Here is a 24206-nt window from a genome sequence, read left to right as displayed (position 1 = left end):
AATAAGCAGCTCAAAATAAGGTGGGTCGGCAGGTCCGACCACCAGCGGGCTTGAAAAAGCCCGCAATAGCCTTCATCTTGTGTTGCAAGCCTATCGGATTTGGATCGAACGAATGACTGACACCCGCAACGGCGAGGACAACGGCAAGCTGCTCTATTGCTCCTTCTGTGGCAAAAGCCAGCATGAAGTGCGCAAATTGATTGCCGGCCCCTCGGTCTTTATCTGCGACGAGTGCGTCGACCTGTGCAATGACATCATCCGCGAGGAGGTGCAGGAAGCACAGGCCGAAAGCAGCGCGCATAAATTGCCTTCGCCTAAAGAAATCAGCGGCATCCTTGACCAGTATGTAATTGGTCAGGAGCGTGCGAAAAAGGTTCTGGCCGTAGCGGTGTACAACCACTACAAGCGCCTGAATCAGCGTGACAAGAAGGCTGACGACGTCGAACTCGGCAAGAGCAACATCCTGCTGATCGGCCCGACAGGCTCCGGTAAAACCCTGCTGGCCGAAACACTGGCCCGCTTGCTGAACGTTCCGTTCACCATCGCCGACGCCACCACCCTCACCGAGGCTGGCTACGTGGGTGAAGATGTCGAGAACATCATTCAGAAACTGCTGCAAAAGTGCGATTACGATGTGGAAAAGGCCCAGATGGGCATTGTCTACATCGACGAAATCGACAAGATTTCCCGCAAGTCCGACAACCCGTCGATCACCCGCGATGTTTCCGGTGAAGGCGTGCAGCAGGCCTTGCTCAAGTTGATCGAAGGCACGGTCGCTTCCGTTCCGCCGCAAGGTGGCCGCAAGCATCCGCAGCAGGAATTCCTGCAGGTCGACACCCGTAACATCCTGTTCATCTGCGGTGGTGCGTTCTCCGGTCTGGAAAAGGTTATTCAAAACCGTTCCACCAAGGGCGGCATCGGTTTCAACGCAGAAGTGCGCAGCAAGGAAGAAGGCAAGAAAGTCGGTGAATCCCTGCGTGAAGTCGAGCCTGACGATCTGGTCAAGTTCGGTCTGATCCCGGAATTTGTCGGTCGTCTGCCGGTCCTGGCGACGCTGGACGAGCTCGACGAGGCTGCGCTGATGCAGATCCTTACCGAGCCGAAAAATGCTCTGACCAAACAGTATGCCAAGCTGTTCGAGATGGAAGGCGTGGATCTGGAATTCCGGACCGACGCACTGAAATCGGTCGCCAAGCGTGCCCTGGAACGTAAAACCGGTGCCCGTGGCCTGCGCTCGATTCTCGAAGGTGTGCTGCTCGACACGATGTACGAAATCCCCTCGCAGTCCGAGGTGAGCAAAGTCGTCATCGATGAAAGTGTGATCGAAGGCAAGTCCAAGCCACTGTATATCTACGAAAACAGTGAGCCGACGGCCAAGGCAGCGCCGGACGCGTAAGCGTCCACACTGCCGGAACAAAGAAGGGGCCTTCGGGCCTCTTTTTTTTTATGTCGTTTTTTACATCCGCTTTGCGCTTGTTTTTTTTCAAGGCAGCCCCCATCTTGGCTTCAAGCTTAATTCCATCTGATTACGGCCATATGGCCGCCGTAGAGGCGAAATCATGAAGACAACCATCGAATTGCCTCTCCTGCCATTGCGTGATGTCGTGGTTTATCCGCACATGGTTATCCCGCTGTTCGTGGGGCGCGAGAAATCCATCGAAGCCCTCGAGGCAGCGATGACGGGCGACAAGCAGATCCTGCTGCTGGCCCAGAGAAACCCGGCTGACGATGATCCCGGTGAAGAAGCTCTCTATCGCGTAGGTACGATTGCGACTGTGCTGCAGCTGCTGAAGCTGCCGGACGGCACCGTCAAGGTTCTGGTCGAAGGTGAGCAGCGTGGCGCTGTAGAGCGCTTCAGCGAAGTCGACGGGCATTGTCGCGCCGAGGTCTCGCTGATTGATGAAGTCGACGCCGCCGAGCGCGAATCCGAAGTGTTCGTGCGCAGCCTGCTGTCGCAGTTCGAACAATATGTGCAGCTGGGCAAAAAAGTCCCGGCTGAAGTCCTGTCGTCGCTCAACAGCATCGATGAGCCGGGTCGTCTGGTCGACACCATGGCCGCGCACATGGCGCTGAAGATCGAACAGAAGCAGGAAATCCTCGAAATCATCGATCTGTCGGCCCGGGTCGAGCACGTGCTCGCCTTGCTGGATGCCGAAATCGATCTGCTGCAAGTCGAAAAACGCATTCGCGGCCGCGTCAAAAAGCAAATGGAGCGCAGCCAGCGCGAGTACTACCTGAATGAGCAGATGAAGGCCATTCAGAAAGAGCTGGGCGACGGTGACGAAGGTCACAACGAAATCGAAGAGCTGAAAAAGCGCATCGATGCTGCCGGCCTGCCGAAAGATGCCCTGGCCAAAGCGACCGCCGAGCTGAACAAGCTCAAGCAAATGTCGCCGATGTCCGCTGAAGCCACCGTGGTGCGTTCCTACATCGACTGGCTGGTGCAGGTGCCGTGGAAGGCACAAAGCAAGGTACGTCTCGACCTGGCGCGTGCTGAAGACATTCTCGATGCCGATCACTACGGCCTCGAAGAGGTCAAGGAACGTATCCTTGAATACCTCGCCGTACAGAAGCGCGTGAAAAAGATTCGTGGCCCGGTGTTGTGCCTGGTCGGTCCTCCTGGCGTGGGTAAAACTTCGCTGGCGGAGTCGATTGCCCATGCGACCAACCGAAAATTCGTGCGTATGGCCCTCGGCGGCGTGCGTGATGAAGCGGAAATTCGTGGTCACCGTCGGACTTACATCGGTTCGATGCCAGGAAGATTGATTCAAAAGATGACAAAAGTGGGCGTACGCAACCCGCTGTTCCTGCTCGATGAAATCGACAAAATGGGCAGCGACATGCGTGGCGACCCGGCGTCGGCGTTGCTGGAAGTGCTCGATCCGGAGCAGAACCACAACTTCAACGATCACTATCTGGAAGTCGATTACGACCTGTCCGATGTGATGTTCCTGTGCACCTCGAACTCGATGAACATCCCGCCGGCACTGCTGGACCGGATGGAAGTCATTCGTCTGCCGGGCTACACCGAAGACGAAAAGATCAACATCGCCGTCAAGTACCTGTCGCCCAAGCAGATCGCCGCCAACGGTCTGAAGAAAGGCGAGCTGGAATTCGATGAAGAAGCGATCCGCGACATCATCCGTTACTACACCCGTGAAGCCGGTGTGCGTGGCCTCGAACGGCAGATCGCCAAGGTCTGCCGCAAGGCTGTCAAAGAGCACGCGCTGGAAAAACGTTTCTCGGTGAAAGTGACAGCTGATCTGCTGGAGCACTTCCTCGGCGTGCGCAAATTCCGCTACGGTCTGGCAGAGCAACAGGATCAGATCGGTCAGGTGACTGGCCTGGCGTGGACGCAGGTGGGCGGCGAATTGCTGACCATCGAAGCCGCTGTGGTACCGGGTAAAGGTCAGTTGATCAAGACCGGTTCGCTGGGCGATGTAATGGTCGAATCGATCACTGCCGCGCTGACGGTTGTCCGCAGCCGTGCCAAGAGCCTGGGCATTCCTCTGGACTTCCACGAGAAGCGCGATACCCACATTCACATGCCGGAAGGGGCGACCCCGAAGGACGGTCCTAGCGCGGGTGTGGGCATGTGCACGGCTCTGGTGTCGGCCTTGACCGGGATCCCGGTGCGCGCCGATGTCGCCATGACGGGTGAAATCACTCTGCGGGGTCAGGTGCTGGCAATTGGCGGTCTGAAGGAGAAACTGCTCGCGGCTCATCGCGGCGGAATCAAGATTGTGATTATTCCGGAAGAAAACGTGCGCGATCTGAAGGAGATTCCTGACAATATCAAGCAGGATCTGCAGATTAAACCGGTTAAATGGATTGACGAGGTCCTGCAAATTGCGCTGCAATACGCGCCGGAGCCCTTGCCGGATGTGGCTCCGGAGATAGTTTCCAAGGACGAAAAACGTGAGTCTGATTCAAAGGAAAGAATTAGCACGCATTAATACGTTTTTGCCTGGGGGGCTTCCTTGACAGCTTTTTAGAGCCCTTGTTATAAAGCGGCTCTTAAGTGTCTGTAGGCCATTCAGCACTGTTTTTGCTTTCACCAAAAAACTTAGAATCATCTCAAAATAGATATAAGGGGACTTAGAGTGAACAAGTCGGAACTGATTGATGCTATCGCTGCATCCGCTGATATCCCGAAAGCTGCTGCTGGCCGTGCGCTGGACGCTGTAATCGAATCCGTCACTGGCGCTCTCAAGGCTGGCGACTCCGTTGTTCTGGTAGGTTTCGGCACGTTCTCCGTGACTGATCGTCCAGCTCGTATCGGTCGTAACCCACAGACTGGCAAGACGCTGGAAATCGCTGCTGCTAAAAAGCCAGGTTTCAAAGCCGGTAAAGCGCTGAAAGAAGCTGTCAACTAAGCAAGTTTGTTTCAGGTTTTTACCCATCCGGGTCGGGGTCATGCCTGACTTGGCAGCGGAGCGGTAGAGCAGGTCGCTGGAACAGCCGCCTGTAACGCCGGGATCGAGGGTTCGAGCCCTGTCCGCTCCGCCAGTTACGAGAAGGCGCATCCTCGGATGCGCCTTTCTTCTATCCGGATTCTACCCACGCTCCACGGTTGCCTAATTTTTGAAGTTCAACCGTTTCTGGGGGACGCATGCTGCAGAATATCAGGGACAATTCACAAGGCTGGATTGCCAAGACCATTATCGGGGTCATCGTTGCACTGATGGCTCTGACCGGTTTCGATGCCATTTTCAAGGCCACCACGCACACCAACGATGCGGCCAAGGTCAATGGTGAAGAAATCAGCCAGAACGAGCTGAGCCAGGCCGTTGACATGCAACGCCGTCAGCTGATGCAACAGCTGGGCAAGGACTTCGATGCTTCCTTGCTTGACGAAAAAATGCTCCGCGAATCGGCCCTCAAGGGTCTGATCGATCGCAAGCTGCTGCTGCAAGGCGCAGAACAATCGAAATTCGCTTTCTCCGAAGGTGCGCTGGATCAGGTGATCCTGCAGACCCCTGAATTCCAGGTGGACGGCAAGTTCAGCTCCGAGCGTTTCGACCAGGTGATTCGTCAACTGGGCTACACCCGCATGCAATTCCGCCAGATGCTGGCTCAGGAAATGCTGATCGGTCAGTTGCGCGCCGGTGTTGCCGGTAGCGGCTTCGTCACCGACGCCGAAGTGCTGGCATTCGCCCGTCTGGAAAAACAGACCCGCGACTTCGCTTCGCTGAACGTCAAGGCCGACCCGGCCGCGGTCAAGCTGACCGACGATGAGGTCAAGGCTTATTATGACGAGCACGCCAAGGAGTTCATGACCCCTGAGCAGGTGGTTGTCGATTATGTCGAGCTGAAGAAGTCCTCGTTCTTTGACCAGGTTGCGGTCAAGGATGAAGACTTGCAGGCGGCGTATCAGAAAGAGATCGCCAACCTGTCGGAACAGCGTCGTGCGGCGCACATTCTGATCGAAGTCAACGACAAGACCACCGACGCTCAGGCCAAGGCGAAGATCGAAGAAGTCCAGGCGCGTCTGGCCAAGGGCGAGAAATTCGAAGCGTTGGCCAAGGAGTTCTCGCAGGATCCGGGTTCTGCCAACAATGGCGGTGATCTCGGTTTCGCCGGTCCTGGCGTCTATGACCCAGCCTTCGAAAAAGCCCTGTACTCGTTGAACAAGGACCAGGTGTCCGAGCCGGTGCGTACCGACTTCGGTTACCACCTGATCAAACTGCTGGGTGTTGAAGCGCCAGAAGTACCGACCCTGGCCAGCCTGAAAGACAAGCTGACCCGCGAGCTGAAGACTCAACAGGTCGAGCAGCGTTTTGTCGAGGCGACCAAGCAACTGGAAGATTCGGCGTTCGAAGCGTCTGACCTGGCCCAGCCTGCAGCAGATCTGAAACTGACTGTGCACACCTCCAAGCCATTCGGCCGTGAAGGTGGCGAAGGCATCGCCGCCAACCGCGCTGTGGTGACGGCTGCGTTCAGCCAGGAAGTGCTGGAAGAAAACGCCAACAGCACCGGCATCGAGCTGGATCCGGAAACCGTGGTGGTGCTGCGCGCCAAGGAGCATCTGAAGCCTGAGCAACTGCCGCTGGAAGCCGTCAACACGGCGATTCGTGCGCAGTTGACCAAAGAGCATGCCAGCGCTGCGGCCAAGACCAAGGCTGACCAGTTGATCGCCAGTCTGCGCGATGGCAAGACTCCGCTGGACAAGGCGGTTGATGGCCAGAACTGGAAGGTTGTGACCGCGGCGACCCGTGCTCAGGAAGGGGTTGACCCGACTGTGCTGCAGGCGTTGTTCCGCATGCCGAAACCGGCGGCCAAGGGCAAGCCGACGTTCAGCAGCGTGACCTTGCAGGACGGCAGTCTGATGATTGTGCGTCTGGACGGTGTGAATGAAGCGGTAGCGCCGACTGATGAAGAGAAGGCGCAGTACCGTCGTTTCCTGGCTTCGCGTGAAGGCCAGCAGGATTTTGCGGCGTTCCGTAAACAGTTGGAGAGTCAGGCGGACATCAAGCGGTATTGATGGTTGACTGAGTGGTAACTGGAAAGCCCCGATCTTATGGTCGGGGTTTTTTTTATGGTTGAGATTTGGGTGTATATCCGTTGCTTCGGGTGCTGCGGCTGGCGGTTTCGCCCTTCCGGCGAGTCACTTTTCCAGACGCCGAAAAGTAACCAAAAGGCTTGGCCCCGGCGTACGGCCCTCGCTTAGGCTCGGGTTCCTTCGTTGCGGGATTCATCCGGGCGCATCGCCTCCGGTTTGCTTCGCTGCACCTCCTCTCGATGTGTTCGACTTCGTCGAACGGTCGCTGCGCTCCCACCCCCGGATAAACCCCTCCACTCAGCCTGCCGAAGGGGCCGGCACGGCAAGATCAAGAGCTGCAGCCGAGCTAACGCTCATCCTGTGTAGGAGCTGCCGAAGGCTGCGATCTTTTGATCTTGATCTTGATCTTGATCTTGATCTTGATCCTGATCTTGTGGGAGCTGGCTTGCCAGCGATGGCGGCCTGTCAGCCGCCCCATCTCTGACTGCCCACCTCAATCCCTGTGGGAGCGAGCCTGCTCGCGAAGACGGTCGATCAGTCAACCAATCCGCGACAGACAAACCCATCACCTCACCCCCGCAAACCCATGACCCCGCGCCCTGAGCGCCGTATATAAAGTCAGAACCAGCAATCCCACAACAATCCACGGAAAGGCCCCAACTCCCAAATTCCCCAGCAGCAAACCACCCGCCAAGCCGCCCCCGGCAATCCCGACATTCCACAGGGTCACCAGCATCGACTGCGCAGTATCGGCAGCCTCTCCAGCGGTTTTCGCTGAGGCGGTTTGCAGCAGCGAGGGCATTGCGCCGAACGCCAGGCCCCACACGGCGACAGCGGTATACACCACGGCCGGCGATTCTCGCCACAGGCCGAGGGCGACGGCCGCAAGCATGAACAGCAGGGTGCTGATCAGCACCAGCTCGCGCAGCCAGCGGTCGATCAGGCTGCCGACGATCCACAGGCTCAGCACCGAGGCCAGGCCGAACACCAGCAGCACTCGGTCGATATCGCCGCCAAGTCCAGACGGTTGCAGGAACGGGGCGATGTAGGTGTACAGCAGGTTGTGGGCGACCACGTAGGACAGGGTCACGAACAGCACCGATCGCACCCCGGGCAGGGTAAAGACCTGACGCAGGGGCAGGCGCTTTCCTGCGTGTTCTCCGGCAAAGTCCGGTACTTGCCAGCGCACCCAGATCACCAGCAGCAGTGTCAGTGCGGTCATGACCGCGAAGCTCAGGCGCCAGCCCACCAGGGTGCCGAGTAACGTGCCGGCCGGGATGCCCAGCGACAGGGCGAGCGGTGCGCCGAGCATGGCGACGGTGATCGCGCGGCCTTGCAGGTGTGGCGCGACCATGCGGCTGGCGTAGCCTGCCAGCAACGCCCACAGCAGCCCGGCAAATATCCCGGCGAGCAAGCGTGCGATCAAGGTCAGCCAGTACCACTCCGACAGGGCGGTGATGCTGTTGGCGATGGCGAAGCCGCCGATGGCTGACAGCAGCAATGGCCGGCGACGCCAGCTGCGGGTGACGATGGTCAGCGGGATGGCGGCGAGCATCGAGCCAATCGCGTACAGCGTTACCAGTTGTCCGATCAGTGCCTGGGAGACATTCAGCCCTGCGCTCATTTGTGGCAGCAGGCCGGCGGGCATGGCTTCGGTCAGCACCGTGATGAAGCCAGCGGTGGCCAGGGCCAGCAAGGCGCCGAGGGGTAATCGGTGGTGGGTGTCGACTGGCTGGGTGAGGGCCGAGGTCAGTTGTGTATCGTTCATGAGTCAGCGTCCATGTGCCGAAGTGGGTGAAGGCCATAGGCTAGGGCGCTGCGCATTGGAGAAAAATAGTTTACGGTTCCGAACATATCGGACACGGATGTCGTAAGTCGGAGAGGTGAAATGGACAGTCTGGGCAGTATTTCGGTGTTTGTTCAGGTCGCCGAGACTCGCAGTTTTACCGAGGCGGGGCGGTTGCAGGGCGTTTCGTCATCGGCGGTGGGCAAAAGCATTGCCCGGCTGGAGGCGCGACTCGGCGTGCGGCTGTTTCATCGCACCACCCGCAGCATCACCCTGACCAGCGAGGGCGCGCTGTTCCTCGCACGCTGTCGCAAGATTCTTGCCGAGGTGGAAGCCGCCGAGTTCGAACTCTGCAATTCCGCCTCGCAGCCCCATGGCAAACTGCGCATCAGCCTGCCTCAAGTACATGGCCTGGTGATGCCGGTGATGAATGAGTTCATGGCGCTGTACCCGCAGATCGAACTGGATCTGGACCTGACCGATCGCATGGTCGACGTGGTGGAGGAGGGCTTCGATGCGGTGATTCGTACCGGTCAACCACGTGATTCACGGCTGATGGCGCGGCCCTTGGGCGAGTTTCACATGGTGCTGGTGGCGAGCCCGCTGTATCTGCAACAGCACGGCGTGCCGCAAATTCCCGCCGATCTGGCGGAGCACGCCTGCTTGCGGCACACCTTTCATGCCACTGGCAAGCTGGAGCCATGGCCATTGACTGGCGAGGAGGGCGCGCCGGAGCCGAGCTTGCCGACGCGGCTGGTTACCACTTCTATCGAAGCCGTCCATCATGCGGCGCTGGCAGGGATGGGTATCGCCTGCCTGCCGGATTTCATGACCCATGAGGATGTGGCGCAGGGGCGCTTGCAGCGAGTGCTGGATGCGCATATGAAACACACCGGTCAGTTCTGGGTGTTGTGGCCCTCCAGCCGCCATGCCACCGCCAAATTGCGCGTCTTCGTCGATCACTTGTCGCTGCGACTTTTTCCGGCAAACAAGGGTCAATAGGGTTGTAACGGCTTTAAGACACAATCCATGCGCCGCAGGGCCAAGTTCTGTTGCACAATACGCCCCGGACTGTTTTTCCTCAGGATGTTCAATGTTGATTTCAACTCCCATGCGTGTCGTTGGGTTGGCGCTGTTGTTGACCGCTGTTGCTGGCTGTTCGAAGGACAAGCCGATCTATGAGCATGAGAACTTCGATGATTCCGGCACGTTCTCGCGCAATTATCCGGTGGCTGACACCGCGAGTTGCGAGGCGGCCCGTCGTGCGTTGCTCAGCCAGGGCTACATCATCACCAGCAGTGACCCGAAACTCATCAGTGGCCACAAAAGCTTCCAGCAAACCGGTGAAACCCACATGGAGATCAGCTTCAATGTGGTGTGTACCGAAGACGGCAGCTCCAAGCACCATGCCACGGTGTTCGCCAACGCCTTGCAGGATCGCTATGCGCTGAAGAAGACCAATAACTCCGCCAGCCTCGGGGTCGGTGTGTTGGGTTCGGTGTCGATGCCGATCGGCTCCTCCGATGATTCGATGGTCAAGGTGGCCAGTGAGACCGTGACCTCGCAGAAGTTCTACGAGCGATTCTTCACCCTGGTTGAACTGTTTCTGCCAGCCGATGCGAAGAAAGCTGCGCACATCGAAGAAAAACCCAAGACCGATCTCGGGGTGCCGGAGCCGAAGCCTGCCGCTGTAGCGCCGGCAACTCCTGCGCCGGCGGTAGAGGCAACGCCTGCGCCGCCGCCAGCCGGGATTGTCGAGCCAGCCCAGACCACGACGCCGGCAGCCCCGGCAGCGACCCCGGCGCCGGCCCCGGTAGCACCGACGCCAACGGGTTCCGAACCCGTGGTGCCGCCTGCGGAGTCTGCGCCGATCACCCCGGCACCGAGTGCTGAACCAGCACCGGCCAGCGAAACGATCACGCCGCCGGCCAACCCGAGCAATATCCCGCCACCGTCCGAGCCGATTCCGGCAATGCAGTAAGCCCGGTGCGAAACCCTGTGGGAGCAAATCTGCTCCCACAGGTGTTTCTGCGGCGCGTGAAAGCTCGTTACATTCCCCTGACAAAAATCCCGCGATAAATTCCTGACCACCTGCTACGTTTTATTCATGAAGGCGGGATGTCACTTTTCCTTCATACGGGCACGCTAGGCTCGAGGCACTGGTCAGTTGACCGGGCTATTTTCAAACGGGCAGCAGGGGGATCAAACGATGGATGACTATCAAGAAGAACTGCTCGAATACCAGGCGTATGAACTGGATCAGCCAGAGCCGGCCGAAGACGCCACCGAGTTGTAAGGCGTCAGGCGGTTTTGCGGTGACTGCGGCGAAACTCGCCGGGGGTCTGTCCGCTCCAGCGCTTGAAGGCGCGTTGAAACGCTTCGGCTGAAGCAAAGCCCAGCAGGTAGGCGATCTCGCCGAACGCCAGTTCGGTGTCGCGGATGTAGGTCATTGCCAGATCACGGCGGGTGTCGTTGAGGATCGCGCGAAACTGCGTGCCTTCTTCGGCTAGTTTGCGGCGCAAGGTCCAGGTCGGCAGCTTCAGGCGCGCCGCCACTTCTTCCAGGTCGGGTTCCCGGCCACCGTTGAGCAACGGCCCCAACAGCTGAGTGATGCGTTCACGCAGGCTGCGGGTGCGGGTCAATTGCTCCAGTTCTCTTTCACACAATTGCAGCAGATGCCGCCAAGTACTCGGGCAGTGCTCGGGATTACGCTGTGCGAGGCTGTTCAGGTTCAGGCGCAATTGATTGCGTTCGGCGCCGAACTGGATCGGGCAGTCGCCCAGCACGCTGTAGGCGTCGCGGTAGTCCGGCTCGTCAAATTCGATCTCGATGCGTTCGGCCCGCAGTGGCTCGCGCCCGACGCTGGACAGCTGATGCAGCCAGCCGGCGATGATTGAATCAACTACAAAACGGTTATAGGCGTTGTACGGGCTGATCGAATAAAAGCGCAGCCACGCGCCGTGGGCGTCCTCGTGAAAGCTCGACTGTCCGCGATAGTTGGAGCCGTACAGCGGCTCGAAGCGGATCAGGCAACGGGCGGCCTCGCGCACGGTCGGCGCCTGCGCGGCAGTGACCCCGGCGAGCCCGGCCTGACTCAAGCGGCTGAGCTGGCCCATGCGCAAGCCCAGTGCCGGATCGCCGGTCAACTGAACCGCGCTGTGCCCCAGACGCATGTAGCGCGGAATCGACAACCGCGCGCCGGCCTCGGCCAGTCGCGCGGCATCCAGACCATATTGTTCCAGCAGCGGTTGCGGATCGGCACCATGGCTGCGCACGGCATCAGCGAGGCTATGCACGAAACCTACCGACAGATCCCCCAGGCGCATCGGCAGCGGCTTCATGGCTTACAACCAGATGTTCAGCAGACGCGCGCCACGGGCTTCGCCATCGGCGAATTGCTGGCCGTTGCTGCTGAGGAAGCTTTGCCCCGAACCGGGCTTGTCCCAGAACTGGCCGCGCAGGAACACGCTCATGCCGGCGATCGCACGGCTGCTCGGTGGCTGTGCGGTCAGTGTCAGGCGATGCCAGGCCTGACCTTCACTGATTTCCCCGGGCTTGAGGCTGACCGACCCCGGTGTACTCGAACCCTTGTAACCTGCCCACGGCTGATTCCAGGTGTCGTGACCGACGACGAAGGCGGGCACCGCCACCAGTTGCGCGCCTTGCTCGTCGAGTCGGCGATAGTTGTCCGGGTACCAGCTGTCGCTGCCGATCAGCACACCCAGACGCCCGGCCGGGGTCTCGACCACGTTGATCGCGTGCTCGTCTTCGCTTCCGATCACGTCACGTTGTTCGAAGATCGGGTGCATCTGCCGCTGGGGCTGGCCCAGCGGCAAGCCATCACGACCGAATACCACGCTGCTGTTGAACAGCGCACCGCTGCCGGGCTTGAGCTGTCCATCACGAATACTCGGTTCGGGCAGGACGATGGAGCCGGCCACCAGGGTCACGTGGAATTCCTTGGCCAGGCCACCGAACAGCGCCTGGTAATCCTTGGCCATGGCGTTGGACTTCATGCGCAGGTGCGCGTCGTCGAGGCGATTTTCGCCCTTGGCAGTGAGCCAGGCGCGGGCGAACAGCAACGGATTGCTCGCCGCCAGCCAGTTCATCGCTTCGACCAGGGTCGGCGCCTGGTACAGCTCGTCTTTCTCGCCGCTGATCATCAGCCAGGTACCGACATGCTCGGGCAGCACCACCACGGTTTTTTCATTGAGCAGCCCCTGATCCTGGGCCTGCTGCAGATAGGCCGCGAGTTTGCGGTGCAGGCGCTCGGGGCTCTGGTAGTCGGTAGGGAACAGTTCTGGCTGGATGCCCAGCAGATTGCCACGGTCGGCGGGTGTGCCCTGATCGACCGCCAGTTTGATGCGCAGGTCCGACAGGTAATGCCCCGCCGGCCGGTCCGCCGCCCACATGGCGTAGGTGGTCAAGGCGGCAACGATGGCCATGGAGAAAAACAGATACAGAAGTTTGCGCATGAAAACCAACAACAGCCGGGTACAGGGTGTGGCGACTAGGGTAGGGCGCATGCCGGCGCTTGCCAAGGGGCGCTGCGCATTTGGATCAATAAGTTGTCAGTTTCGGTCATTGAGTGACAGCAGTGCGACTCTTAGTCTGTCGAACATGACTGACGGGGGACGCAGAGCTCCCGCAATTTCCGTGATCGCTCGCTGTGGAGTTACCGATGACCGCCGCTCATTACCCGCACCTGTTGGCCCCGCTGGACCTGGGATTCACCACGCTGCGCAACCGCACCCTGATGGGCTCGATGCACACTGGCCTTGAAGAGAAACCGGGCGGCTTCGAACGCATGGCGGCGTACTTCGCCGAGCGCGCCCGTGGCGGCGTCGGCCTGATGGTCACCGGCGGCATTGGCCCGAACGACGAGGGCGGCGTGTATTCCGGCGCGGCCAAGCTGACCACCGAGGAAGAGGCGCTCAAGCACCGCATCGTCACCCGCGCGGTGCATGAGGAGGGCGGCAAGATCTGCATGCAGATTCTCCACGCCGGGCGTTATGCCTACAGCCCGAAACAGGTCGCGCCGAGTGCGATTCAGGCGCCGATCAACCCGTTCAAGCCCAAAGAGCTGGATGAGGAAGGCATCGAGAAGCAGATCAGCGATTTCGTCACCTGCTCGGTACTGGCGCAAACCGCCGAGTACGACGGCGTGGAAATCATGGGCTCGGAAGGTTATTTCATTAACCAGTTCCTCGCCGCGCACACCAACCACCGCACCGACCGCTGGGGCGGCAGTTACGAAAACCGCATGCGCCTGCCGGTGGAAATCGTCCGCCGCGTACGTGAAGCGGTCGGCCCGAATTTCATCATCATCTTCCGTTTGTCGATGCTCGATCTGGTCGAGGGTGGCAGCAGCTGGGAAGAGATCGTGACCCTGGCCAAAGCCATCGAGCAGGCCGGCGCGACCATCATCAACACCGGTATCGGCTGGCACGAAGCGCGGATCCCGACCATCGCCACCAAAGTGCCGCGCGCGGCATTCAGCAAGGTCACCGCCAAGCTGCGTGGTTCGGTGAACATTCCGCTGATTACCACCAACCGCATCAACACCCCGGAAATCGCTGAGCAGATCCTCGCCGAAGGCGATGCCGACATGGTCTCGATGGCGCGGCCGTTCCTCGCCGATCCGGAATTCGTCAACAAAGCTGCAGAAGGCCGTGCCGACGAAATCAACACCTGCATCGGTTGCAACCAGGCGTGCCTCGATCACACCTTCGGCGGCAAGCTCACCAGTTGCCTGGTCAACCCGCGTGCCTGCCATGAAACCGAGCTCAACTATTTGCCGGTGCAGCAGATCAAGAAAATCGCTGTGGTCGGTGCCGGTCCTGCCGGTCTGTCCGCCGCGACCGTGGCCGCCGAGCGCGGTCATCAGGTGACGTTGTTCGATTCGGCCAGCGAGATTGGTGGCCAGTTCAACATCGCCAAGCGTGTGCCGGGCAAGGAAGAATTCTTCGAAACCCTGCGCTACTTCAAGCGCAAGCTGCAGACCACGAGTGTCGAGGTGTGCCTGAACACTCGTGTCGATGTGGCGAAACTGGTCGAGGGCGGCTACGACGAAATCATCCTCGCCACCGGCATCGCGCCGCGAGTGCCGGCGATTCCGGGCGTAGACAACGCCAAAGTGCTGAGCTACCTGGACGTGATCCTCGAGCGCAAGCCGGTGGGCAAGCGCGTTGCCGTGATCGGCGCCGGCGGTATCGGTTTCGACGTTTCCGAGTTCCTCGTGCACCAAGGCGTGGCCACCAGTCTGGATCGCACCGCGTTCTGGAAAGAGTGGGGCATCGACACGAATCTGGAAGCCCGTGGGGGCGTGGCCGGGATCAAAGCCGCGCCGCACGCACCGGCTCGCGAAGTGTTCCTGTTGCAGCGCAAGAAAACCAAGGTCGGCGATGGTCTGGGCAAGACCACTGGCTGGATTCACCGCACCGGTCTGAAGAACAAGCAGGTGCAGATGCTCAACAGCGTCGAATACCTGAAAATCGACGATGAAGGCCTGCACATCCGCATCGGCGAGACCGGCGAGCCGCAAGTGCTGGCGGTGGACAACATCGTGATCTGCGCCGGACAGGATCCACTGCGCGAGCTGCAGGAAGGTCTGGTGGCAGCGGGACAGAACGTGCACCTGATCGGCGGCGCCGATGTGGCGGCGGAGCTGGATGCCAAGCGCGCGATCAACCAAGGCTCGCGTCTCGCCGCTGAACTTTAAGCTACGCCGCTTAACCTGTGGGAGCGAGCTTGCTCGCGAAGGCGTGGTGTCAGTCGACATATGTATTGGCTGACACTCCGCTTTCGCGAGCAAGCTCGCTCCCACAGTGTTTGTGTTGTTCACTGATTCGGTGAGCACCATCAAGCCAATGCAGGAGTGAGCCGGCTCGCGATGGCTGCTTATGCGCGACTAGAATGTGGGCCTCTGCCCAGAATGATCAGTCGCCCATGCTTCTTCCTCCCCCCAACTGGCTACCCCAAGCCCCCCTCGAATGGCTGCAACTCGACTGGCTCACCAACGCCGGAATCGAGGTCGCCATCCTGCGCCTCGACCAGATCGACCCGCTGATCAGCGGCAACAAATGGTTCAAACTCACCGAACACCTCAAAGCTGCCGACCGCGCCGGCGCGCAGGGCATCATCAGCCTTGGTGGCGCGCATTCCAATCATCTGCATGCGCTGGCGGCGGCTGGCAAGCGTCTGGGTTTCGAAACCGTTGGGCTGTTGCGTGGCCATCCACAGCAGACGCCCACGGTTGAGGACCTGCAGGCGTTCGGCATGCAACTGCACTGGCTCGGTTACGGCGGCTATCGGGCGCGGCATGAGCCCGGCTTCTGGGAGCCCTGGCAGGCACGGTATCCGAATCTGCACGCAGTGCCGGAGGGCGGTGGCGGATTGGCCGGTGCGCTGGGCTGCAAGGTGCTCAAGGAACAGGTCAACACGCAACTGAGCAATCTGGGCTGGAGCGATTATCAAGGCTGGTGGCTGGCGTGCGGCACCGGGACAACCTTGGCGGGGCTAGTGCTCGCCGAGGCGGGAGAGCGTGCGGTGTACGGCGCACTGGCGGTGCCGGAGGATCATGGCGTGGCACCGCAGGTTGAGGCGATTGTTCGGGAGGCGGGTTTGCAGCTATCGGCTTATCAGCTGATTGATGCCAGTCGGTGTGGTTTCGCCAAGGTCGATCCGATGTTGCTCGAATTCATCGAGGACACTGAGCAGAGCAGCGGCGTCCCGTTGGAGCCGCTGTATACCGGCAAGGCGTTGTTGGCGCTCAAGGAGCAGATCGAGGCCGGCAGATTTGAGCCAGGCACCCGGTTGATCTTTGTTCATACTGGCGGTTTGCAGGGGCGCCGCGGATTCACTTCCTACAGTTGAACTTCTGTGGCGAGGGAGCTTGCTCCCGCTCGGCGGCGCAGCCGTCGTCGATTCAGCGAATACAGTTTGCCTGACAGTCCACATTTTCAGGATTCAGGTCTGCTGCGCAGCCCAGCGGGAGCAAGCTCCCTCGCCACAGGGGAAATTCACCGAGTTGGTGTTCAACCGCGCTTGGGCATCATCCGCAACAAGGTGTTATCGCCCACCACATAATGGTGATAAAGCCCCGCCAGCGCATGCAGGCCGATCAGCCAGTAGCCGATGTTGCCGATCAACACGTGCCAATGCTCCACCTGCTTGGCCAATGCCTTGTCTTCATGCACCAGTAGCGGCAGATCGAAGCCGTAGAACATCACCTGATGCCCCTCGGCGCTGGTGATCAGCCAGCCAAGAATCGGCATGCAGATCATGAACAGGTACAACAGCCAGTGCATCACCCGCGCCAGCAGGGTTTGCCATTGCGGCGAGGCCGGGAAGATTTTCGGTGCCGGGCCGATGCTGCGCGCTACCAGGCGAAACCACACCAGCACGAACACGGTCAGGCCGAGCATGTAATGCACTTCGCGGATCAGCGTGCGGCCGCCACTGCCCTTTGGAAAGATCCCCCGAAGCTCCATGCTGGCGTACACCAGGATCAACAGAAGCAGCATCAGCCAGTGCAACAGCACGGATACAGTGCTGTAGCGGGATTCGGAACTTGTCCACGGCATACGGTATTTCCTCACAGATCAGGGTCGCCACGTGCCGTTCTTGCGCGACGGCATGCTTTAACTGTAATCCGCTTTGGCGGATTTGCCTGAGGCTGATCGGAGTTTCACTGCGCTGAGTCAGGGCTTTAGCCAAAAAAAACGCCAGTGTCGCGAAGACCCTGGCGTTTTTTGTTGTTTTGATAAAAGGCGTGATCAGCTCGATTGCGGCATCTCGCCGTTGGCCAGACGCTTGTTGATGTCGGCAATCACTTCCGGCAGGTCGCTGATGGTGTCGATCATGTAGTGCGGGCGTGAGTCGGCGAACAGCGCATGGATGCGTTTGCGTTCGCTGGCCAGTTCGTCGCTGCCCAGCGCACGATAGCCGGCGTAGTCCAGGCCCAGCGCGTTGCCCGAGCAGATCAGCGCCACGGTCCACATCCCGGCGCGACGGCCTTCGAGGATGCCCGGCACGGTGTCATCGATCTTCACGCAGGCGCCTACGTCGTCGATGCCCAGCGCAATCACGTTGGCCAGGGCCTGAGCCGGCCATGGGCGACCGTTCGGCACTTCGTCGGTGGCGACCACGTGGTCGGCGACGTAGCCATTAGTGGCAGCGAGGGCCACGACCTTGTCCATCACCTGTTTCGGGTAGCCGGAGCAGGAACCGATCTTGATCCCTTGCTGACGTAGGTTGGCGATGGTTTCCAGGGCGCCGGGAATCAGCGCCGAGTGCTCGGCGATCTTCTCGATCTGCAGCGGCATGAAGCGGTTGTAGATCGCGGTCACGTCGTCATCGGTCGGGGTGCGGCCGAAGGCTTTGCGATAACGCTCGGCGACTTGCGGCTGATCGCACAGGGTGCGGATGTGGTCCCACTTGCCCATGCCCATCGGGCCACGGGCTTCTTCGATGGACACCTGCACATCGAATTCGGCGAAGGCTTCGACGAAGATCTGCGTTGGCGCGAACGAGCCGAAATCGACCACGGTGCCGGCCCAGTCGAGGATGGCGGCTTGCAGTTTGCTTGGGTTTACGTAGTTCATGGCAATAAGAATCCTGTGTTGGCAATGCAATTCAAAAGGTTTGGCGATCCTGTGGGAGCGGGCTTGCCCGCGATGGGGCCCTTTCAGTCGACATCTATGCTGATGGTTAGACCGCTATCGCGGGCAAGCCCGCTCCCACAGGTAGCGTGGTGATTCAAATATCGAGCACTTCCATCTCGCGCAGCACTTCGCCCACGGCCGCCACGGCCTGGCGCATCTGGTCCGGGGTGACGTGGCCGATGCAGCCGACGCGGAAGGTTTCGACCTGGGTCAGTTTGCCGGGGTAGAGGATGTAACCCTTGGCCTTGACCCGTTCGTAGAAGTCCTTGAACTGGTAGCGCGGATCTTTCGGGGCATGGAAGGTGGCGATGATCGGCGCCTGGATCGCTGCCGGCAGGAAGCTGCGCAGGCCGAGTTTGCTCATCTCTTCCATCAGCGCCTGACAGTTGGCGGCGTAACGCGCATGGCGCGCCGGCAGGCCACCTTCTTCGTTGTATTGCAGCAACGCTTCGTGCAGCGCGGCGACTACGTGGGTCGGTGGGGTGAAACGCCACTGACCGGTCTTTTGCATGTAGCTGTGCTGGTCGTACAGGTCCATCGCCAGCGAATGCGAGTTGCTGGCCGCTGCTGCCAGCGATTCCTTGCGAGCGAAAACAAAACCCATCCCCGGCACGCCTTCCAGACACTTGCCCGAGGCGGCGATCAGCGCATCGAACGGGACTTTTTGCGCATCCACTGGTAATGCACCAAATGAGCTCATGGCGTCGATGATCAGGCGCTTGCCATGTTGCGCAACGACCTCGGCGATTTCCGGCAGGGGATTGAGGATGCCGGTGCTGGTTTCGCAGTGGATCAGCGCGACATGGCTGATGTCGCCATCGGCGCGCAGCAGGCGGTCGACGTCAGCGGCGGTGGTCGGTTCGTCTTCAGCGGTTTCGAAGGTGCTGAACGAGCGGCCGAGCACTTCGCAGATCTTCGCCAGACGCTTGCCGTAGGCGCCGTTGATCAGCACCAGCACCTTGCCGTCACGCGGTACCAAGGTACCAATGGCCGCTTCGACGGCGAAGGTGCCGCTGCCCTGCAACGGTACGCAGTGGTGAGTGGCGGCGGCGTTGAGGATCGCCAGCAGTTGCTCGCAGAGGCTGGAGGTCAGTTGATTGAAGCGGTCATCCCATGACCCCCAGTCGACCATCATTGCCTGGCGGGTGCGGGCCGAGGTGGTCAACGGGCCGGGAGTGAGCAGGATGGGTGCGGCAGTACTCATTCGTGTGTCCTCGCGATAGCGCTGTGGGATGAAGCTACGGGGCATACGTTGCAATTCGGCGGTCTATCAATCAAATTGTTTGTTGTTATGCCAGCCATCAGCGAGGGTTATCCATGAATCTGTTCCAGCTACGCGCCTTCGATGCCGTGGCCCGGGAAGGCAGCTTCACCCGTGCCGCCGCGCGCCTGTTCATCAGCCAGCCGGCGGTCACCGGACACATCAAGGCGCTGGAGGAGCATTACCAGATCACCTTGTTGCGTCGCACCGCACGCCGGGTGGAACTGACCGAGGAGGGCACCAAACTGGCAGCTATCACCCGCGCCATGTTCGGTCTGGCCGAAGAAGCGCAGACCCTGCTCGAAGCCAACCGTCAGTTGCTCACCGGGCGCCTGGAAGTGGCGGCGGACGGCCCGCACATGGTCATGCCGATGCTCGCCAGCCTGCGTGCGCGCTATCCGGGGATCACGGTGAATTTGCGTCTGGGCAATGCGCAGGAAACCCTCGCCGCGCTGTTGTCCGAGCATGCCGACGTGGCGGTGCTGACCGAGGTCGAACCGCGCAAGGGCCTGCATCTGCAAGCGTTGAGCGAATCGCGGATCTGCGCGCTGGTACCGGCGGCGCATGCGTGGGCGCAGCGTACCGGCGAGGTGCGGCTCAAGGAGCTGGATCAGGTGATCATGGTGTTGCGCGAGCCGAGTTCGATTACCCGGCGCACCTTTGATCAGGCCTGCATGCAGGCGGCGGTGCATCCGCGAGTGTTGCTGGAGCTGGACAGCCGCGAGGCGGTGACCGAGGCGGTGGCAGCGGAATTGGGGGTGGGTGTGGTGTCGTCGGTAGAAGTCAGCCATGACCCGCGGGTGGTGGCGATTCCGATTGTCGGGGAGGGGCTGGTCAATCGGCACATGATCGGCTGTATGGAGCGGCGGCGGGAATTGCGCCTGATCCAGGCGTTTTTCGGCCTGGCGCCAGTCTGATACACCGTGGTGCCTTCATCGCTGGCAAGCCAGCTCCCACAGAATTTGTGGTGGCCCCCAAATTTGTGTGCGACGCCATACCTGTGGGAGCTGGCTTGCCAGCGATGAGGCCGTGACTGTCTAAGCAAGACTCTCGCGCACCATCTCGAGAAACGTCGCCACCACCCGCCGCGAACTCTGTTCACGCAAGCACACCAGCGTCTCGGTCAACCGCCGGGTGCAATCGGTGATCGGCAGCGCGCACACCCGTGAATCCGCGCCAAACTCCGCTGCCGACACCACACCTACGCCAATCCCCACCACCACCGCTTCACGCGCCGCCTCCCGACCCTCGACCTGAATCGCCGGACGAATGCGAAAACCGGCGCGGGCCATTTCTTCTTCCAGGGTCTGCCGGGTCACCGAGCCGTGTTCGCGCAGCACCAACGGCGTGTCATCCAGATCAGCCAGGCAGATCGACTCGCGTTCGGCCCACGGGTGATGGCGCGAGACGAACGCCACCATCGGGTCGTTGCGCAACGGCACGCACAGCAGGCGTTCATCAGTGACATCCCGCCCGAGCAGCGCCAGATCGGCCTGGTAGTTGAACAGGCGAAACAGCGATTCATCGGTGTTGCCAGTCTCGATCTTCACGTTGATCCCCGGGTAGCGCTCGCAGAACCGCGCGATCTGCGGCAGCACGTGCACCGGGGCGTCCACAGCGAGGATCAGGCTGCCGGTCTGCAACGCCTGGGATTCCTGCAGCAGTTCCTGGGCCTCTGCTTCGATCACAAACAGCCGCTGGGTGATCGCCAGCAGGCGCTCGCCCAGATCGGTCAGGCGCACCGAACGCTTGTTGCGATGAAACAGCAACACACCGAAGCGTTCTTCGAGTTTGCGCACCTGGTCGGAAATCGCCGGTTGCGTGAGAAAAAGCCGTTCGGCGGCTTTGGTGAAGCTTCCATGCACGGCCACGGCGTGGAAGGCTTTGAGCTGGGCGTGGGACACCGACATGCAGCCTCCGGTAACAAGCTGAGCTTATGTGTGAAATACGATAAATCGATTTTATTTATTAAACAGTAATTGCTTTGATCCGCTCACGCCATCACTGACTGCCCGCTCGGGCCGCAAGGTTGGCGATGAGCCTGTGCGTGCAACAACAGGACTCATCTGACCGCTATCGCCATAAGGATGGGGCGCTGGCGCAGTGCTCAACAATAAAAAACACAGGCGTTTACTTAACGATTCTGCCGGCACACTCACACCCTGAGGTCAGAACCACAATGAACAAGCACATCGGCACCATTGCGCGTTGGCGCATGCAGATTTTCGCTGTCACCTGGCTCGCGTACGCCGCTTTCTATTTCACCCGCAAAGCGTTTTCGGTGGCCAAACTGGGCATCGCCGAAGACCCGACCTTCATGCTCGACAAGATGGCCATGGCCAACCTCGATGCGATCTATCTGGCGGCCTACGCCATCGGCCAATTCACCTGGGGCATGCTCGCCGACCGCTTCGGCCCACGGGTCGTGGTGCTCGGCGGCTTGCTGATTTCCGCTGGCGCCGCGTTGGTGATGGGCAGTTTCGCCACGCTGCCGATCTTCGCCACCTGCATGCTGATTCAGGGGCTGGCGCAATCCACCGGCTGGTCGGGATTGTGCAAGAACCTCGGCAGTTTCTTCCCTGCCGAACAGCGCGGGCGAGTGCTCGGTCTGTGGAGTTCCTGCTATGCGTTCGGCGGTCTGGTGGCCTCACCGTTCGCCGGCTGGTGGGCGTATACGCTGGTCGGCACCTGGCACGCCGCGTTCATTTCCAGCGCGGCGGTGGTTGCGGCGGTGGCGGTGCTGTTCTTCATCTTCCAGCGCAACAAACCGGAAGACGTCGGCCTGCCGGCAGTTGAACCGGAGCCGGAACTCAGTGCCGCGGAAACCGAAGCCAACAGCAAGCTCAGCGTCTGGGAGCCGTTGAAGGAAATCCTGCGCAACCGCACGGTGCTGGTGCTGGGCCTGGCGTACTTCATGTTGAAACCGGCGCGTTACGCGATTCTGTTGTGGGGCCCGGTGATCGTCTTCGAGCAGATGCCGAGTGTCGGCAAGGTCGGCGCGGCGATCATTCCCACCTCGTTCGAACTGGCCGGTTTGCTCGGGCCGATCATGATCGGTCTGGCCTCGGACAAACTGTTCGGCGCCCGGCGCATGCCGGCCTGCGTCCTCAGTCTGCTGGCACTGACCGTAACGTTGGCGCTGTTCATGGGCGCGTTGCACACCGGCAGCGTGATGCTGGTGGTGGCGCTGCTGTTTGTCATGGGCCTGACCCTGTACGGGCCGGATTCGATGATCAGCGGCGCGGCCGCCATTGACTTCGGCAAGGCCAAGGCCGGTGCCACGGCGGCCGGTTTCGTCAACGGCTGCGGCTCGGTCGGCGCGGTGCTCGGCGGATTGCTGCCAGGTTACTTCGATTCGGTGACGGTGTTCATCGTCTTCGCCGGCTGCGCATTGTTCTCGGCGCTGGTACTGATTCCGCACTGGAACAGCCGCCCGGTCGGGGTGATGGAACCGCGCGCGGCCATTCCCAATTGCCCGCTGACCATCAAACCCCTGCGTAACTGAAAACCCTTGCCTCGCGGCCTGCTGCGGCGTTCGCGGCAGGCTGTGTCGTGGCCATCTGACTGGAGAATCCCATGCGACCGTTTTGGCTCGAGCAGGCCTTGCAGGCCGACCCATCCGCAACGTGCCCGTCGCTGCAAGGCGAAGTGCGCACTGACGTGTGCATCGTCGGCGGCGGCTATACCGGGTTGTGGACCGCGATCATGCTCAAGCAGCAGAATCCGGAACTCGACGTATTGCTGATCGAAGCCGACATCTGCGGTGCCGGTGCCAGTGGGCGCAACGGTGGTTGCGCGTTGTCGTGGTCTGCCAAGTATTTCACCCTTGAGCGTCTGTTCGGCGTCGAGGAAGCGGTGCGCCTGGTCAAGGAATCCGAGCGCAGCATCCACGCCATCGGCGAGTTCTGCGAGCAGTACGGCGTCGACGCCGATTACCGCCTCGACGGCACGCTGTACACCGCCACCAACCAGGCGCAGGTCGGTTCGACCGACGCAGTGATCGCGGCGCTGGAGCGCAATGGCATCAACTCCTTTACCCAACGCCCGGTGGCCGATGTGCAGCGCATGGCCGGTTCCAGCAAGCATCTGGAGGGCTGGTTTTCGCCGGCGGCGGCCAGTGTGCAACCGGGCAAACTGGTGCGCGGCTTGCGTCGGGTGGCGTTGCAACTGGGCGTGAAGATCCACGAAAACACGGCGATGACCGGCCTGGAGGAGGGCCGTCCGGCGCGCATTCACACGGCCAATGGCTGCGTGATCGCCGATCGTGTGGTGTTGGCGATGAACGCATGGATGGCCCGGGCGTTTCCGCAGTTCGAGCGCAGCGTGGCGATTGTTTCCAGCGACATGCTGATCACCGAGCCGCGCCCGGATCTGCTGCAGCAAATCGGCTTGACCAGCGGCGTCACGGTGCTCGATTCGCGGATTTTCGTGCACTACTACCACAACACCCCGGACGGCCGGATCATGCTCGGCAAGGGTGGCAACACGTTCGCGTTTGGTGGGCGGATGTTGCCGGTGTTCGATCAGCCATCGCCTTATGCGGATGTGCTCAAGCGCAGCCTTGGGGAGTTTTTTCCGGCGTTTGCCGGGGTCAAGGTGGATGCGACCTGGAATGGACCGTCGGATCGTTCGGTGACCGGGTTGCCGTTTTTTGGGCAGATGAGTGCCAGTGGCAATGTGTTTTATGGTTTTGGTTATTCCGGCAGTGGCGTCGGGCCGTGTCACATGGGCGGGCAGATTCTTGCCTCGTTGGTGCAGGGGCTTGATAACCCTTGGACACGTTCGCCGTTGGTGAACGGGCCGCTGGGGTATTTTCCGCCGGAGCCGATTCGGTATCTGGGGTCGTTGATGGTGCGTAATGCGATTCGGCGCAAGGAGCGGGCTGAGGATCATGGGCGGCGGCCGCGGCATCTGGATGTGCGGTTGGCGAAGTTTGCGGCGGCGGCGGGGAAGGCTGACAAGGGGTGATTGGGGGCTGGCGAGAGCTGCGTT

18 protein-coding genes are annotated in these 24206 nt (G+C 60.7%); 11 read left to right on the top strand and 7 right to left on the bottom strand.

The genetic code is table 11. The features are described 5' to 3' along the window. Window positions 1–112: 112 nt before the first annotated feature. From clpX to ACU680_RS13725, 4 genes are all read left to right on the top strand, one after another. Entirely contained in the window at window positions 113–1396 is a 1284-nt protein-coding gene (gene clpX / locus ACU680_RS13740) for an ATP-dependent Clp protease ATP-binding subunit ClpX (protein WP_003223632.1), read from the top strand. A gap of 163 nt (window positions 1397–1559) precedes the next feature. Further along, window positions 1560–3956 (top strand): endopeptidase La, encoded by a 2397-nt coding sequence (gene lon / locus ACU680_RS13735; protein WP_027614583.1) that lies wholly within the window; start codon window positions 1560–1562, stop codon window positions 3954–3956. A gap of 147 nt (window positions 3957–4103) precedes the next feature. After that, a complete protein-coding gene (locus tag ACU680_RS13730) occupies window positions 4104–4376 on the top strand; it encodes an HU family DNA-binding protein (protein ID WP_002552737.1) in 273 nt (90 codons plus the stop codon). Between the two features lie 236 nt (window positions 4377–4612). After that, window positions 4613–6484, top strand: a complete 1872-nt coding sequence (locus tag ACU680_RS13725) for a SurA N-terminal domain-containing protein (RefSeq protein ID WP_367084082.1) — start codon at window positions 4613–4615, stop codon at window positions 6482–6484. A gap of 583 nt (window positions 6485–7067) precedes the next feature. On the opposite strand, the gene ACU680_RS13720 is transcribed toward ACU680_RS13725, so the two are convergent. Beyond that, entirely contained in the window at window positions 7068–8270 is a 1203-nt protein-coding gene (locus ACU680_RS13720; protein ID WP_448179715.1) for an MFS transporter, read from the bottom strand. Window positions 8271–8390: 120 nt separating this feature from the next. On the opposite strand from ACU680_RS13720, the gene ACU680_RS13715 reads away from it, so the two are divergent. After that, window positions 8391–9290: a LysR family transcriptional regulator gene (locus ACU680_RS13715; RefSeq protein WP_448179714.1), complete on the top strand. Its 900-nt coding sequence runs from the start codon at window positions 8391–8393 to the stop codon at window positions 9288–9290. 91 nt (window positions 9291–9381) lie between these two features. Then, complete coding sequence (locus ACU680_RS13710) at window positions 9382–10269, top strand: DUF2242 domain-containing protein (RefSeq protein WP_400758776.1); 888 nt, start codon at window positions 9382–9384, stop codon at window positions 10267–10269. A gap of 319 nt (window positions 10270–10588) precedes the next feature. Here the strand turns inward: ACU680_RS13710 and ACU680_RS13705 are convergent, their stop codons facing one another. Further along, window positions 10589–11629, bottom strand: a complete 1041-nt coding sequence (locus ACU680_RS13705; RefSeq protein ID WP_448179713.1) for an AraC family transcriptional regulator — start codon at window positions 11627–11629, stop codon at window positions 10589–10591. A gap of 3 nt (window positions 11630–11632) precedes the next feature. Next, complete coding sequence (locus ACU680_RS13700; RefSeq protein WP_448179712.1) at window positions 11633–12763, bottom strand: nitrilase-related carbon-nitrogen hydrolase; 1131 nt, start codon at window positions 12761–12763, stop codon at window positions 11633–11635. A 206-nt stretch (window positions 12764–12969) separates the two neighbouring features. Here ACU680_RS13700 and ACU680_RS13695 point away from each other — a divergent pair, with 206 nt between their 5' ends. Together ACU680_RS13695 and ACU680_RS13690 are read left to right on the top strand one after the other, a co-directional pair. Beyond that, window positions 12970–15009, top strand: a complete 2040-nt coding sequence (locus ACU680_RS13695; RefSeq protein WP_448179711.1) for a 2,4-dienoyl-CoA reductase FMN-binding domain-containing protein — start codon at window positions 12970–12972, stop codon at window positions 15007–15009. Between the two features lie 227 nt (window positions 15010–15236). Then, on the top strand, window positions 15237–16163 hold the full coding sequence (locus ACU680_RS13690; protein ID WP_448179710.1) for a 1-aminocyclopropane-1-carboxylate deaminase/D-cysteine desulfhydrase: 927 nt from the start codon (window positions 15237–15239) through the stop codon (window positions 16161–16163). A 161-nt stretch (window positions 16164–16324) separates the two neighbouring features. Here ACU680_RS13690 and ACU680_RS13685 read toward each other — a convergent pair whose 3' ends face one another. The 3 genes from ACU680_RS13685 to ACU680_RS13675 form a co-directional block, all read right to left on the bottom strand. Further along, a complete protein-coding gene (locus ACU680_RS13685; RefSeq protein WP_448179709.1) occupies window positions 16325–16873 on the bottom strand; it encodes a cytochrome b in 549 nt (182 codons plus the stop codon). Between the two features lie 192 nt (window positions 16874–17065). Next, the gene (gene phnX / locus ACU680_RS13680; protein ID WP_367084090.1) at window positions 17066–17893 is read right to left on the bottom strand and encodes a phosphonoacetaldehyde hydrolase; all 828 of its coding nucleotides are present in this window, start codon (window positions 17891–17893) and stop codon (window positions 17066–17068) included. Window positions 17894–18047: 154 nt separating this feature from the next. Further along, on the bottom strand, window positions 18048–19157 hold the full coding sequence (locus ACU680_RS13675; protein ID WP_367084091.1) for a 2-aminoethylphosphonate--pyruvate transaminase: 1110 nt from the start codon (window positions 19155–19157) through the stop codon (window positions 18048–18050). 113 nt (window positions 19158–19270) lie between these two features. On the opposite strand from ACU680_RS13675, the gene ACU680_RS13670 reads away from it, so the two are divergent. Continuing rightward, window positions 19271–20131 carry a LysR substrate-binding domain-containing protein gene (locus ACU680_RS13670; RefSeq protein ID WP_367084092.1) on the top strand — a complete coding sequence of 287 codons (861 nt, stop codon included), beginning with the start codon at window positions 19271–19273 and terminating at the stop codon, window positions 20129–20131. Between the two features lie 120 nt (window positions 20132–20251). Here ACU680_RS13670 and ACU680_RS13665 read toward each other — a convergent pair whose 3' ends face one another. Further along, window positions 20252–21124, bottom strand: a complete 873-nt coding sequence (locus ACU680_RS13665; protein WP_367084093.1) for a LysR family transcriptional regulator — start codon at window positions 21122–21124, stop codon at window positions 20252–20254. 269 nt (window positions 21125–21393) lie between these two features. Here ACU680_RS13665 and ACU680_RS13660 point away from each other — a divergent pair, with 269 nt between their 5' ends. Both ACU680_RS13660 and ACU680_RS13655 read left to right on the top strand, forming a co-directional pair. After that, entirely contained in the window at window positions 21394–22719 is a 1326-nt protein-coding gene (locus ACU680_RS13660) for an MFS transporter (protein ID WP_448179708.1), read from the top strand. A 71-nt stretch (window positions 22720–22790) separates the two neighbouring features. After that, window positions 22791–24182 carry an FAD-dependent oxidoreductase gene (locus tag ACU680_RS13655; RefSeq protein WP_448179707.1) on the top strand — a complete coding sequence of 464 codons (1392 nt, stop codon included), beginning with the start codon at window positions 22791–22793 and terminating at the stop codon, window positions 24180–24182. Window positions 24183–24206 lie beyond the last annotated feature (24 nt).

This window comes from Pseudomonas sp. LF020 (assembly GCF_053456425.1).
The sequence above is the reverse complement of the archived record's forward strand: the minus strand, read 5'-3'. Positions and strand labels throughout refer to the sequence as shown.

Bases quoted from the DNA above. Each gene is read 5' to 3' on its own strand.
- ACU680_RS13660 (WP_448179708.1), top strand. From the start codon at position 21,394: ATGAACAAGCACATCGGCACCATTGCGCGTTGGCGCATGCAGATTTTC.
- ACU680_RS13670 (WP_367084092.1), top strand. From the start codon at position 19,271: ATGAATCTGTTCCAGCTACGCGCCTTCGATGCCGTGGCCCGGGAAGGC.
- ACU680_RS13710 (WP_400758776.1), top strand. From the start codon at position 9,382: ATGTTGATTTCAACTCCCATGCGTGTCGTTGGGTTGGCGCTGTTGTTG.
- phnX (WP_367084090.1), bottom strand. From the start codon at position 17,893: ATGAACTACGTAAACCCAAGCAAACTGCAAGCCGCCATCCTCGACTGG.
- ACU680_RS13685 (WP_448179709.1), bottom strand. From the start codon at position 16,873: ATGCCGTGGACAAGTTCCGAATCCCGCTACAGCACTGTATCCGTGCTG.
- ACU680_RS13715 (WP_448179714.1), top strand. From the start codon at position 8,391: ATGGACAGTCTGGGCAGTATTTCGGTGTTTGTTCAGGTCGCCGAGACT.
- ACU680_RS13690 (WP_448179710.1), top strand. From the start codon at position 15,237: ATGCTTCTTCCTCCCCCCAACTGGCTACCCCAAGCCCCCCTCGAATGG.
- ACU680_RS13705 (WP_448179713.1), bottom strand. From the start codon at position 11,629: ATGAAGCCGCTGCCGATGCGCCTGGGGGATCTGTCGGTAGGTTTCGTG.
- ACU680_RS13700 (WP_448179712.1), bottom strand. From the start codon at position 12,763: ATGCGCAAACTTCTGTATCTGTTTTTCTCCATGGCCATCGTTGCCGCC.
- ACU680_RS13675 (WP_367084091.1), bottom strand. From the start codon at position 19,157: ATGAGTACTGCCGCACCCATCCTGCTCACTCCCGGCCCGTTGACCACC.
- ACU680_RS13725 (WP_367084082.1), top strand. From the start codon at position 4,613: ATGCTGCAGAATATCAGGGACAATTCACAAGGCTGGATTGCCAAGACC.
- ACU680_RS13655 (WP_448179707.1), top strand. From the start codon at position 22,791: ATGCGACCGTTTTGGCTCGAGCAGGCCTTGCAGGCCGACCCATCCGCA.
- ACU680_RS13665 (WP_367084093.1), bottom strand. From the start codon at position 21,124: ATGTCGGTGTCCCACGCCCAGCTCAAAGCCTTCCACGCCGTGGCCGTG.
- clpX (WP_003223632.1), top strand. From the start codon at position 113: ATGACTGACACCCGCAACGGCGAGGACAACGGCAAGCTGCTCTATTGC.
- ACU680_RS13695 (WP_448179711.1), top strand. From the start codon at position 12,970: ATGACCGCCGCTCATTACCCGCACCTGTTGGCCCCGCTGGACCTGGGA.
- ACU680_RS13720 (WP_448179715.1), bottom strand. From the start codon at position 8,270: ATGAACGATACACAACTGACCTCGGCCCTCACCCAGCCAGTCGACACC.
- lon (WP_027614583.1), top strand. From the start codon at position 1,560: ATGAAGACAACCATCGAATTGCCTCTCCTGCCATTGCGTGATGTCGTG.